Below are 12,672 nucleotides of genomic sequence, written 5' to 3' on the forward strand. Positions count from 1 at the left end.
GATGAATGGAAACTGGATCGGACTCGAAAGCCGCCTCGTTACACGATCCGTCGAGGCTTAAAGGGCCGCTATGAACCTAGCGGTAGGCGTTCGGATAAAGGCTAAATAGATTCGATGCGCAGTGTCAATAGTGCGTGATGGGCCGTTTATTCGATAAACCGCCAATGCTCGGATAGTTTGTCCGGTACGTGGTTATAGGCACACGGGCAGAGGCCGGGACTTCGACCAATCTTAGCCGAAAAAGGAAGGCCTACCCGATTGCCTTTGAAGTCGCCGGTTCATGAGAAGATCAGCGTATATATACATTCTGGCGGGTCAGCGAACCTGCGGCTAGCTTCAGATTTGCGAAATGCTACGGGTCTTCCCAACCTAGCTCTCTCGCCATCCGGCCAACTATTTCCAGGGGTTCGGCCTCGTCCAGCAAATCGAGCATTTCCATTTAGACACGATTGGCGACGACACTTTCTTTACCGTCGGATTGGGGCGGATTGGGGTGTCGCGGCCGTGTCGTCACCGTTTCAAGATTTCGAGGCCTGTAACTCGGGAAACGGCAGCCATTCCGGCGCCGACACAAGCTGAAACGGCGATACAAGGCTTGAGACACTCGCGGGCCCGAATCTCGGCAACGTATGCAACGCCGACGTGTCGGATGACCGGTTGGCTTGCGGTAGCCCAGTTTCTCAAACGGTGTTGAGTCGCCGATGGTTGGCGTATGACGGGCGATTATGACGAAATCTCGATCTCATTGGGGCTGTCTTCTGCTCGCAAAACTCGACCGGGCCCATGGCGCGCCCGAGTCGGTTTACGCCGGGGTGAAAGGGTGCACACGCTAAGACAGTCAAAGGCCGATTCGCCGCAACCGTAGCGCGTTGGTGATCACTGATACCGAAGAAAAACTCATCGCAGCAGCAGCCAGCATGGGCGAGAGCATTGCGCCGAAAATCGGATACAACACGCCCGCGGCCACTGGCACGCCGGCGCCGTTGTAAATGAACGCGAAGAACAGGTTCTGGCGGATATTGCGCATCGACTGTTCCGATAGACGTCGGGCCTTGGCGATACCGCGCAGGTCGCCCTTGACCAGGGTGACACGCGCGCTCTCCATTGCCACGTCCGTGCCCGTGCCCATGGCGATGCCGACATCGGCCAGGGCCAGTGCCGGTGCGTCGTTGACGCCGTCGCCGGCCATGGCCACCTTGTAGCCGTCGCCCTGGAACTTCTCCACCAGCGCGTGCTTGTCCTCGGGCAGAGCGTTGGCATGCACCTCGTCGATGCCGAGTTGTTCTCCCACGGCACGGGCGGTCGCCTCCGAGTCGCCGGTGAGCATGACGATCCGCAGGCCGGCTTCGTGCAGGATACGCACGGCCTCATCGGTGGATTGCTTGATCGGGTCGGCGACTGCCACCAGCCCGGCGATGGCGCCGTTCACGGCGGCCAGCATGACTGTTTCGCCCCGGGTGCGGCGTTCTTCGGCCGTATCGGCCAGTGCGCCGGGGTCGATATCGTTGTCCTGCATCAGACGGGTATTGCCGATCAGGACAGAGCGGCCATCCACGGTGCCACGTACGCCCTTGCCGGTGATCGAGTCGAAATCGCTCGCATCGACCGGCGTAATACCGCGTTCGGCGGCACCGTCGACGATCGAGCGGGCCAGCGGATGCTCGCTGGCGTGTTCCAGGGAGGCCACCAGCTTGAGCAGGTCGTTTTCGTCGACGCCGTCGGCGGTTTCCACCGCTACCAGTTTGGGTTTGCCTTCGGTGAGCGTCCCGGTCTTGTCCACCAGCAACACATCCACCTGTTCCATGAGTTCCAGCGCTTCGGCGTCACGGATGAGCACGCCCTCGCGCGCGCCGCGGCCCACGCCTACCATCACCGACATGGGCGTGGCCAGGCCCAGCGCACAGGGGCAGGCGATGATCAACACCGAAATCGCGGCGACCAGCGCATAGGCCAGCGCCGGCGCCGGGCCGACCAGGGCCCAGACGATGAACGCCACGATCGCGGTGCCCACGACCGCCGGCACGAAGATCCCGGCCACCTTGTCGGCCAGGCCCTGGATGGGCGCGCGCGAGCGCTGGGCCTGGGCCACCATGCCGACGATCCGGGCCAGCACCGTATCGTCGCCGACCTGGCCGGCGGCCATCACGAAACCGCCCGTCTGGTTGACGGTGCCGCCGGTGACGCTGTCGCCGACGTCTTTTTCCTGTGGAATGGGCTCGCCGGAGATCATGGATTCGTCCAGGGTCGAGCGACCCTCGACGATCTCGCCGTCTACCGGCACTTTCTCGCCGGGGCGTACGCGCAGCCTGTCGCCGGCGGCGAGGGCGTCCAGCGAGACTTCTTCTTCGTCGCCGTCCGTGTTGATGCGATGGGCGCTGGGCGGCGCCAGGTCAAGCAGCGACTTCAATGCCTGCGAGGTCTGGCCGCGGGCGCGGGCCTCCATGACCTGTCCCAGCAGGATCAGGGTGATGATGACCGCCGCCGCCTCGAAATAGATCGGCGCGTGGCCGGCGTCGCTCAGGAAGGCGGCGGGCAACAGGCCAGGCAGCAGCAGCGCGAATATCGAGAAGCCGTAGGCCGCGCCGACGCCCAGCATGATCAGCGTCCACATATTGGGGCTGGTATTGCGTATCGATTTCCAGCCGCGCTTGAAGGCAAAGCCGCCGCACCAGAACACCACCGGCGTGGCCAGTGCGAACTGGATCCAGCCGAAGGCATTGCCGAACAAGCCGCGAATACCCAGCCCCGGCACCATTTCGCCCATGGCCAGCAGCAGCACGGCCGCCGACAGCGGCACGCTCACCCAGAAGCGCCGACGCATGACCGTGAGTTCGCCGTTCTCGTCGTCGGCGGCGGATACGCGCGTCGGCTCCAGTGCCATGCCGCACTTGGGGCAGTCGCCCGGTTCGTCCTGGACGATCTCCGGGTGCATGGGGCAGGTGTATTGGGTCTGGCGCTTCGGCGGGCCGGATGCCTCCAGCGCCATGCCGCATTTCGGGCAATCTCCCGGATGATCCTGCTCGATTTCCGGGTGCATGGGGCAGGTATAAGTAGCGCCTGCGGGGACTGGTTTCCGCGCTTGCCTGGCCGGGTTCAGGAATGTTTCCGGATCGGCCACGAAGCGATCAAGGCAGCGCTCGCTGCAGAAATGATAGCGGTTGCCGTCGTGCTCGTGCGCGGGTGCATGGTCGGGGTCGACGGTCATGCCGCAGACGGGGTCCTTTACGGTCGCGGTCGCGTTCTGTTCGCTCATGAGTGCTGTTCCTTGTCGGTCAGCGTTTCAATGATGGGGCACCCGGCCACCGGGCCTTCGCCGGAGCAACGTCGAGTCATGTCCTGCAACGCGGCGCGCATGCGTTCGAGATCGGCCAGACGCGCCTCGATTTCCGAAAGTTTAGCCAGGGCGATACCCTTGACCTCGGCGCGCTCGCCGCCGGCCTGCAGGCCCAGCAGCGTCGTGATCTCGTCGAGGGTGAAGCCGAGTTGCTTCGCGCGTCGGATGAAACGCAGCCGGTCCGCGGCGCCCGGTGGGTACCGACGGTAACCGCTGGCGGCCCGCGGAGGCTCCGGCATGAGACCACGCCGCTCATAGAAGCGAATGGTTTCAACGCCGGTGTCCGCGGTTTTCGCGAGTTGGCCGATGGAGTAAGACATGACAGCTTCCATGTTGCTCAACGAGCGTGATACTAAGTCCGTAGTGGAGTACGGAGTCAATAGCTATTCAATTTCTCGATACGGGGCCGTTGTCAGTTCGGGTGGCTCACTGCCGCCGCCGGGGTCTACATTTTCTCCTTGACGCCAATACGAATCAGCCACCAGTTGACCGGGTAACTGGTGGCAAAGCCGAACAGCATCGCGATCTGCATCATGAACCAGAACTCGACTGTATTTGTCTTCAGTTCAGTACCCAGAAGGGCCGCGAAGATCCAGAAATGCGCCACGGCCATGAAGCCGTACATACCGATTTGCCATGCGGTGAGTGATAGCGTGTCGGCTTTAACGGCGGCAATCAGACCCTGCCAAGCGGTAACGTCACGCATGGGTTTGATGGTGAAATACTGAAAGGCAATCCCGAAGCCAAAAGCGAAGAGGTAATCAAGAACCCATACTGCGAACATCTTGGTTTCGAACAGCGTGTGCCAACCGAACCAGGTCGCAATGACTGGAAGGGAGAACGCCAGCCACTCCGCACAAATGTCGCCCAAGGTGCAGCCACTTCCACAGTGACTCGAGCCTTTGCCTACCATGGCTGGGTAGGGCGTCGCGGCCGTGTGGTCCTCGACGCCGTCCTGTGCGGCGAGGCGCCCGTAGCGATAGTAGCCCCATACCGCGAAGACCGACCCGAAAAGCGCGGTGACCGGCCAGACCACGTTCATGATCCACATCTTCTGTGGATGCGTTCGCTCGTCCGCTGCGATGATGGAGGCGCAGGCGAATGCCACGAGTAGCGACGCGATGGACAGCCAGTGAAGCCAGTTTGGAATCATGGAGTACCTTATTCTGTCGTTGAACAGCCAGTCATAACGATGTGCCCATGTCGGGCTTGTTTACCGTGTCGAACAGGGAGCGGGCGTCGATCCAATTCCGGATCGACGCCCGCTCATAGCACCGGCTAGTACCAGGCGCGGACGCCGACCACGAAAGCGGTCGACGATGTCGATTCGCCTTCCGCACGTGCGATGTCCTTGGTATCACCGTATTTTTGTTCCCAGCGCACGCCGATATAAGGCGCAAATTCGCGCCGGATTTCGTAGCGTAGGCGTACACCCATCTCGGTGTTGTTCAGGCCTCTTCCTAAGCCATATTCAGGTGTGTCGCGTGCCGAGGCGTTGATTTCCAGCCGGGGTTGCAGGATCAAGCGCTGGGTGAGCAGCAATTCGTACTCGAACTCGCCACGAAAGCTCACGTCGCCGTCTTCGCTGACGAACAACGCGGTATCGGATTCGAACCAGTAGGGCGCGAGCCCCTGCAGGCCGATGACTGCAAAACCACGGTCCGGATTAGGGTTGACGTCGTAACGCAGACCGACCTGAGCGCCCCAGAACGGACTGATCATTCGGTTGTACAAGGCCTGAAATTCCGTGGATTCAGGCGAGCCGCCGCTGATCGGCCCTTCGCCCTCGGTCTTGAGCCAGAGCTTGTTGAAGTCGCCACCGACCCATCCCTGCGCATCCCAGAGATAGTTATTCGGACCTTCCGGATCTCCATATTCGAGACGGTCGATTTGCACGAACTTATGCAGTTTCTGATCGTTGATCGGCTTGGACCAGGCCACCGGGGCACCGCTGGCGGAATCCATCGGGCCTGCCGGCACTACAGAGTCCAAATCCGACTTGCCATTGGAGGCGGCCTGAACGGCACTGACTGACGCCAGAAAAAGCAAAAGGCTACCGCCGCTACGAAGTAAATAATTGTTAAGCATTCTTATCTCCCGATTGATCACTCACGCGCACGACGCGGAACATGCCCATTTCCATGTGGTAGAGCAGATGGCAGTGAAAGGCCCACCGGCCCGGTTCGTCGGCGGTGATCAGCAGCGATACTCGAGAGCCGGGCATTACGCTGATGGTGTGCTTGAAGGGCAGATAATCGTCCTGCTTGTTCTCAAGCTCCATGAACATGCCGTGCAGATGGATCGGGTGTTCCATCATCGTGTCGTTGACGAGAATCAGTCGGATGCGTTCGCCGTAGGGAAACTCGATCGGCGTGGCGTTCGAGTACTTCACGCCATCGAACGACCACATGTAGCGGTCCATATTGCCTGTTAGATGAACTTCAATGGTTCTGGACGGGTCGCGGCGGTCCTGCATCGGCACGACGTTGCGCAGTTGGCTGTAGGTGAGAACCCGGTGGTTTACATCCTCCAGGCCGGTGCCGCGTTCCCCGAGCCGATAACGCTCGACATTGGCCACCGTCAGATTGCCCGGGCCGTGATGATCCGGGCCATGCCTGGCGATGATCGGTCCCGACTGCTCCATCATCGCGCCAGTGCCCATGCTGCCCGCCATAGCGCCGGTGCCGTGAGCCATCTTTCCCGACATCTTGGAACCGCCCATGTCGTGGTCTTTATGTGACATGCCGGCCGGGCCTTGGCTGCTACCGGACATGTCCATCTGCTTCATCGAGCCGTGGCCCATGGAGCCACCGCCCATTTTCATGCCGCCCATGTCCATTTTGCTCATATCCATGCCCATATCGACCATGGTGCGCTGTGGCTGCTCGCGCAGAGCGGGCACAGGTGCCATCATGCCGGCACGCGGAGCCAGCGTGCCGCGGGCATAGCCGCTGCGATCCATGGTTTCGGCCATGATCGTGTACGCCTGATCCGCCTTGGGCTGAACGACCACGTCGAACGTCTCAGCCACGCCTATCTGGAACTCGTCGGTTTCGACCGGTTGGATTTCTTTGCCGTCTGCCGCGACCACCGTCATCGCCAGGCCCGGCAGGCGGACGTTGAAATAGGTCATTGAGGAGGCGTTGATTACGCGCAGACGAATGCGCTCACCAGGGGTGAACAAGCCGGTCCAGTTGGACTCAGGGTGCATGCCGTTCATCAGGTAGCTGTAGGTATAGCCGGTAACGTCGGCAATATCGCGCGGGCTCATGCGCATGTTGCCCCAGGCAAGACGGTCACGCAGTGCAGCCTGTACACCCGACTTTGAGACGTCCTCCATCAGGTCGCCGACCGTTCGCTCGCTGAAGTTGTAGTAGTCGCTCATTTCCTTGAGCTTGGCGAGCAGCCGATGGGGGTCCTCGAAGGTCCAGTCGTTGAGAACGATCACGTATTCACGGTCGGCATTTATGCCATCGTCTTCAGCCGAGTGGATGACGGTAGGACCGGTCTGCCCGACCTGTTCCTGAAGGCCGGAATGGCTGTGATACCAATAGGTACCGGCCTGGCGGACCGGGAAGTCCACCTCGAAAGTATCGCCCGGGTCTATGCCAGGGAAGGCGACGCCGGGTACGCCGTCCATCTGGAAGGGCAACAGGATGCCGTGCCAATGAATGGAGGTGGATTCGTCAAGATGGTTGTGGACCCTCAGGTGCGCGTTCTTGCCCTCCCATAGTTCGAGGATCGGGCCCGGTGTCAAATGGTTGAGTGTGATGGCTGATGCGCGGCCGCCGGCGATATCGATGGTTTCGCGACGCACATGGAAATCCATCACGACATCACGTGGCTTCCCACCCGGGACTTGCGCCGCAGCGGCGTTTAGATGGGAACCGCCGATGCTGCTTCGAGCATAGGCAGGAAGGAGGGCATTAAAACCGGCCAGCAGGCCGGTCGCGCCCATGGCGCGCAGCAAGCGTCTTCGATCACTGTCGTGAGAGTGTCTATTCATGGTGTTCGTTCCTGAATTGATTTGTTGATGCCGTTCATCCGTGCGCGTGCGCATCGTCGTGAGAATCGGATTGGGACGGGTTTTCGTTGTGCCCGCCGTCGGCATGCTCGTCGCCGTCGTCGTGACCCGCTTCGCCGTGTCCGTCTTCGTGACTTTCTCCGTCGTGGTGCCCTATGCCGTCGGCCTTGGCTGTCATCAATAGGCGGTCGTAGTCGGTTTTTGACATGTCGGGCAGCTGCTGAATAAAAGCGGTCATCGCCCACATTTCCTCGTCGCCGTGCGACGCACCCCAAGCGGGCATGCCAGATGCCTTGATGCCGTTCTTGATGACCCAGTAAATCTCGCCCGGCGACATCTCTTTGCCGGCATGAGCCAAGTTGGGTGGGCGGGGATACATACCTTGTGCAGCAACCGAGGGCTTCGCGCCCGGCGGTTCATGACAACCGCTGCACATCGCGTCGAAATTAGCTGCGCCGGCAAGCAATTGCTGTTCACTACCCAACTCAGGCGCTTTGATATCCGCCGCGTGCTGTTCCACGGAGTGGTGGACCGCCGCGGTGAGGACCCAGTGTGTAATCGGCCAGTGTTTGGCGTTGGCGCCAACGTTGTAAGCGCCCGAATAGACCACGCCCGCAGCCGCCAAACCGATGACCAGCCCGCTGACAACCAGGGTTGCCAAGACTGTCTTCCAGACTTTCATTATTTTGTCTCCGTCAAACGGTGACGCTCATGCAGGAACGCTGTCCTCGAAGCCGTCGTTCAGGGCCGAAAAACTGGAATTCCGACGATTCGACTTAGACTTCAGGCAAGCGAACGCAATGCGCTTTCACCACCGTTAACCAAATAGTCGGTGCAACAGGTGCACCGCGTATGTTCAGCTATACGGTCAGAGACGGGGGGCGGTACGGGGGACTGTAGAAGCCGCGCGCGACAGAATCGACAATACGGCTCACCAAGGGCGCAGTGGGAGCTGGCTGCGCATCGCCCGGTGAATGACTATCGATGGCACTCGATGAACAATGACCCATGAACGTGCAACAGCAACGTTCGTGGGTGGGGGATTCATCGTTCATATGCCCATTGGCACTTGAATGCGCGTCCGTCTGCGCGTGGAGATGCGTTGCGGTGGTGACGTCTGTGGACGTATTACCGCTGGTGTGTAGGCAAGAAATTCCCGGTACACCGGCTTGAGCAACCAGTGCTTGGAGCAAAAGAAGTGTGATAAGGAATGCACGCATCTTGTTCAAAATTAGCAGAAAATTGCACGCCTCACAATATATTTCATTGCCCCGCGAACTGGACCGATAGTCACTTATGGGAAGATTCATCACCAACGATGAGATACGAGCCAGAAAGAGAGCAGATCAAATTGAACTCTATTTCGGACTGGCTAACGCACTCGCGCTGAAACCCTGAGTACTTAGCTTGGTCGCAACGAGTTGAAACTCCGCGGCCCGGTGGGCACCTGCTCGAGTTTGCGACTGACTACTAAAAGAGATCGGGGCATTTACGGTGCCCCGATCTGTCTATGCAGGCCGGTGGGCCTCTCTCAATAGTGGATTACTTCTCCGGATGCGGGCCAGCGTGCATGTGCGACTGAGGGTCGACATTTACGTTATCCGAGTAAGGTTTGGTCGCCTCCATTCCGTAATTACTGCTTTTATCCCCATTGGCCGCACTATCAACGGATAAGCTTTGGGGATCTGGCCGGTCATTGTTGCCGTCGAAGTCGTCAGAGCCCATTGTGCCCTCCGTCTCTCCCCGCACATGCGCCATGCCGTGGTCACTCATGGGATGGCCTTTTGTTGCACTGTCGACCGAACCGGCGCCTGGTTCTAGACCCTCGGCATGGGTATCGCTTCCAACGGCTTCGCTGTGTGCGTCGCGGTGGGGGTTCATTCCCTGATCGCTGAGCCGTTCTCCGGACCTGCTACTGTCCGTCGACATCGCTCCGCCGGTATTTGTCTGGGCTGCTGTTGCGGTCACACTAACCAGAGCCATCGCGGCAGCTCCTATCAGCGTATTGAACAGGGAATTTCTCTTTAAATAGTACATGTTCCAATCTCCGTTATAAGACATCCAATGTCTTGAATTTCGTTTCATGATGAACGTTTCGCTATGAGACACGATGGGTGCGTCGATCCAGGCGCTCTGGATTTAGCGGCGCGGCTTCTGTTTCAGAAAAGTGAGACAAAACCGATTGAGGCGGTCTATCTCGCCCATCGCTAAAACTGAGGTGAGCCGTGGCGGGTACAGACGTACCTCAACGGCTGTTTATAGCGTCGGAGAAGGGGGGCGGTATGGAGGGAAAGCGAAGCCGCTTTCGGGTTCATTGCGAACTCGAGTGGCGGTTCTCGAAGCGCGCATGCGCGCCGCTTCGTACACAAAATACTCCGCGCCGATGGCGCTTGCTGTGCAATGACCGACTGTCGCGCAGCGGTCGTGGGAAGTAGTTTGCTCGGTGCCCACAGGATGCTTTGAGGCCGAGGCGGATGGCGCAGCAGAGGAGGCATGTGCCAGCGCATTGTCGTGCGGATTAGCCGCATGGGCATGCGTGGCATCTGGCGCCATAGCCTGTGCCGCTACAGCGACGATTAAGAGAATGATTACGGCGAAGCCACGCATAATCAGAAAATAGAGCCTATCTCAAGATTTTTCAAGGCGTGCGCCCACAATGATCGTAAGAGTCACGGCAGTACTTCGGTAGAAAGCATCGAGGGTGGCAGGCATAGGCCTGAATCATTGCATGCTTGTACTTGCGCCTTGATCTCCAAAGGCCCATCGCTGCTTCGCTCTGGCAGGCTCGCGACGAGATCGGTTCGACCAGAATAAACATGAATGGGCTCATCCAAGCCGACTGATATCTGATCTCCCACCGGATAATCCATAGTGATCGGCAATTGGGTACCGTCGGCAGTGATATGGACCTCCGTAGGGATAAGAAAATCGTATGAGGCTGGGTTCGCGTTGATGTGCCATTGGTCGTCGATAATGAGTTCGACACGAACGTGGCCCGCCTCGCGCGATGCATGAAGTTGAACGAAGCTCGCGCTTGAAAGGCGCTTTGATCTCGAGGGCAACTGGTCACCCACTACGGCGTCGGTAGCCGTACTCTCTTGCGAATATAGATCTGCGATCTCAGTACTCGAAAGGGCGTCTGCCGATGCGGGAACACTGTCGCTGGCGCCGGGATCAAACACGTTTGATTGCGATGGCCACTGCCAATAGAGAAAATAGCCGCCTACGACTATTGCGCCCAACAGGGGTATGAGCCAGTGGGTGATGAGGTCTTTGCGATCTGCCATGATTTCAATCGGTGCTCGTTTCGATGGCTGCTTTAAGCGTGCTTACAGTGAATAAGTCTGGCAAACGACGATGAATCGAGCCGTCGGCTCTCAAGACGACGGCAAATGGAAGACCGGCCCCTCCGAACGAACGCAGGTAGGCGTCGAGTCGCGCGTCCGGACGCGTGAGATCAGCTCTAAGCAAGCGGATGTTCTTGGCCTGTGCCGATTTCACGATGGTGTCGCTGGCATACACGGTCTGCTCCAGGACTTTGCAGTTGATGCACCAATCGGCAGTGAATTCAATCAGTACCGGATCGCCTGCGGTACGCGCAGCGACTAGTTCAGATCCGGTCAGCGGTCGCCACGCCAGGCGGTCGCCCGCTGTTCCAGCCTGAGTGAATTGGATGGCGAGGGAGGCCGTGGCGAGCGTCGCAAGCACCACGGCGGGTACCAAACGCGCGCCGAACCCCGGACCAATCCATAACGCACGCAACAACCAGAACGTCAGAACGCCAAGCCAGCCACTCCACAGCAGCATTCCAAATCGCTCTGGCCCTACGGTGGTCGCGAAGAAGGTCGCGCCCGCCAGTAGAACGAGGCCCATAACCTGTTGCACGCGTGACAACCACGGGCCACTGCGCGGCACACGTACGATAAGCCCTGGCCGTGCCAGCAGAAGCAGATAGGGCAGAGCCAACCCCACGCCAACTGCTATGAACAGAGCGAAGATCGTGCTGGGTGCTTGGGTCAGTGCGAAAGCCATGACGCCGCCCAGAAACGGGCCGGTGCAGGGGGTGGACAGTATCGCCGCCAACAAGCCGGCCAGATAGGGTTCGGCGTAGCCTGCGCCTTGCACCCGATAAGCCCATTGAGGCGGCTGGAATCCGCGTCCGGCGAGGCTATACACACCGAGCCCTGCAAGCACGGCGGCCAGTGCTGCCCGGAACCATACTGCCTGGAACAGAGTGCCCCAAGTCCAGTTCAACCATGCAGTAGCCAGGGCGAGCGCGCCGAAAAAAGTCAACGTACCGGCAAGCAAAGCGACGCCGGCGAGCAGACGCTCGCGCCTGCCGTTGCCGACAACGCGCCCTATGCTGCGCAGTTTGATTGGCAGCGCGGGAAGCACACAAGGCGTGAGGTTGAGCAGCACGCCGGCAACCGTGGCCAACAATAGATTCGTCGAGATCGTCATCGCGTGGATTGTCCGGGTGAGCGGCCCCGCACGGCGGCCGCCGATCGTCCCGTCTCGTGGCCGCGCGCACGCAATCGCGTAGCCATGTGGACTGCCGCAAAGATAACGACTAGAGCAACACTTGCGAGAATCCAGGCATATACGGGCAATTCAAGCGCCTGACTTCCCAGTACAACGCTGAGGACGGTCAACGGCAATATGCCGAGGCCAGTCGTCCAAAGGAAAGTTAAGCGTGGCACACCGGCTAATCCGGCCGCATAGTTGATCAAGTTGAATGAAACGATGGGTAGCATGCGCGATACCAGCAGGGGCGCAATCCCGATATTTATTGAGAATGCGTCGAGTCGGGTCCGGTAGCGCGACGGGACGAAACGCTCTCGTGCGGCCGGCCCGAGGCCGCGCGCCACCTCGTAGCTCAGGGTCGCGCCGAGCATGGCGCCGAGCCAGGTCACCACGACGCCGATCCATGGCCCGAACACGATGCCGTTGGCGACCGCGATTATCTCGGCTGGGAAAGGCAGGAACGAATGGGCAGCCATCAGACCAACGGACGCGAGCGGCGCCCAGAGGCCGGCTTGCTCCATCAGGACGCGCAAGCCCATGGTGCTGAAATCGATACCCAGCAACCCGTATTCGACAAGGCACCACAAAATCACGATATCGATCCAGAGCAGACTGGCGGTCAGCATCACCGTTACTGCCAACCGAAGACTGTTTGTCGACCCGCGTCTTTTTGTATTTTCCAGCGATGCTCGGAGCGCAACGATCAGAAACATCGATCCGATCGCAGCCAACGCCGTACAAGCCCACAGCATGCCAGCGGTCATTGCCATGGTTGTCTTCCCCGGCGATG

General features: G+C 59.7%; 10 protein-coding genes. All 10 read right to left on the minus strand.

The genetic code is table 11. The features are described 5' to 3' along the window. Nucleotides 1–838: 838 nt before the first annotated feature. Nucleotides 839–3,253, minus strand: coding sequence for a heavy metal translocating P-type ATPase (locus T31B1_RS17930; RefSeq protein WP_353250910.1), 2,415 nt, complete (start codon nucleotides 3,251–3,253; stop codon nucleotides 839–841). Then, on the minus strand, nucleotides 3,250–3,654 hold the full coding sequence (locus tag T31B1_RS17935) for a MerR family transcriptional regulator (RefSeq protein ID WP_353250911.1): 405 nt from the start codon (nucleotides 3,652–3,654) through the stop codon (nucleotides 3,250–3,252). Before T31B1_RS17935 ends, T31B1_RS17930 begins: the two co-directional genes overlap by 4 nt. Nucleotides 3,655–3,779: 125 nt before the next feature. Further along, nucleotides 3,780–4,487, minus strand: a complete 708-nt coding sequence (locus T31B1_RS17940; protein WP_353250912.1) for a DUF4396 domain-containing protein — start codon at nucleotides 4,485–4,487, stop codon at nucleotides 3,780–3,782. 125 nt (nucleotides 4,488–4,612) lie between these two features. Next, the gene (locus tag T31B1_RS17945) at nucleotides 4,613–5,422 is read right to left on the minus strand and encodes a copper resistance protein B (RefSeq protein ID WP_353250913.1); all 810 of its coding nucleotides are present in this window, start codon (nucleotides 5,420–5,422) and stop codon (nucleotides 4,613–4,615) included. After that, on the minus strand, nucleotides 5,415–7,340 hold the full coding sequence (locus T31B1_RS17950; RefSeq protein ID WP_353250914.1) for a copper resistance system multicopper oxidase: 1,926 nt from the start codon (nucleotides 7,338–7,340) through the stop codon (nucleotides 5,415–5,417). Before T31B1_RS17950 ends, T31B1_RS17945 begins: the two co-directional genes overlap by 8 nt. Nucleotides 7,341–7,374: 34 nt before the next feature. Then, complete coding sequence (locus T31B1_RS17955; RefSeq protein ID WP_353250915.1) at nucleotides 7,375–8,040, minus strand: c-type cytochrome; 666 nt, start codon at nucleotides 8,038–8,040, stop codon at nucleotides 7,375–7,377. Nucleotides 8,041–8,900: 860 nt separating this feature from the next. Beyond that, nucleotides 8,901–9,467, minus strand: a complete 567-nt coding sequence (locus T31B1_RS17960) for a UbiA family prenyltransferase (protein WP_353250916.1) — start codon at nucleotides 9,465–9,467, stop codon at nucleotides 8,901–8,903. A 560-nt stretch (nucleotides 9,468–10,027) separates the two neighbouring features. Then, entirely contained in the window at nucleotides 10,028–10,645 is a 618-nt protein-coding gene (locus T31B1_RS17965) for a protein-disulfide reductase DsbD domain-containing protein (RefSeq protein WP_353250917.1), read from the minus strand. Nucleotides 10,646–10,649: 4 nt separating this feature from the next. Further along, entirely contained in the window at nucleotides 10,650–11,819 is a 1,170-nt protein-coding gene (locus T31B1_RS17970) for a protein-disulfide reductase DsbD family protein (RefSeq protein ID WP_353250918.1), read from the minus strand. Then, nucleotides 11,816–12,652, minus strand: coding sequence for a TVP38/TMEM64 family protein (locus T31B1_RS17975; RefSeq protein ID WP_353250919.1), 837 nt, complete (start codon nucleotides 12,650–12,652; stop codon nucleotides 11,816–11,818). The genes T31B1_RS17970 and T31B1_RS17975 overlap by 4 nt, the downstream gene beginning before the upstream one ends. Nucleotides 12,653–12,672: the final 20 nt, after the last annotated feature.

Source organism: Salinisphaera sp. T31B1 (assembly GCF_040361275.1).
GTDB lineage: Bacteria > Pseudomonadota > Gammaproteobacteria > Nevskiales > Salinisphaeraceae > Salinisphaera.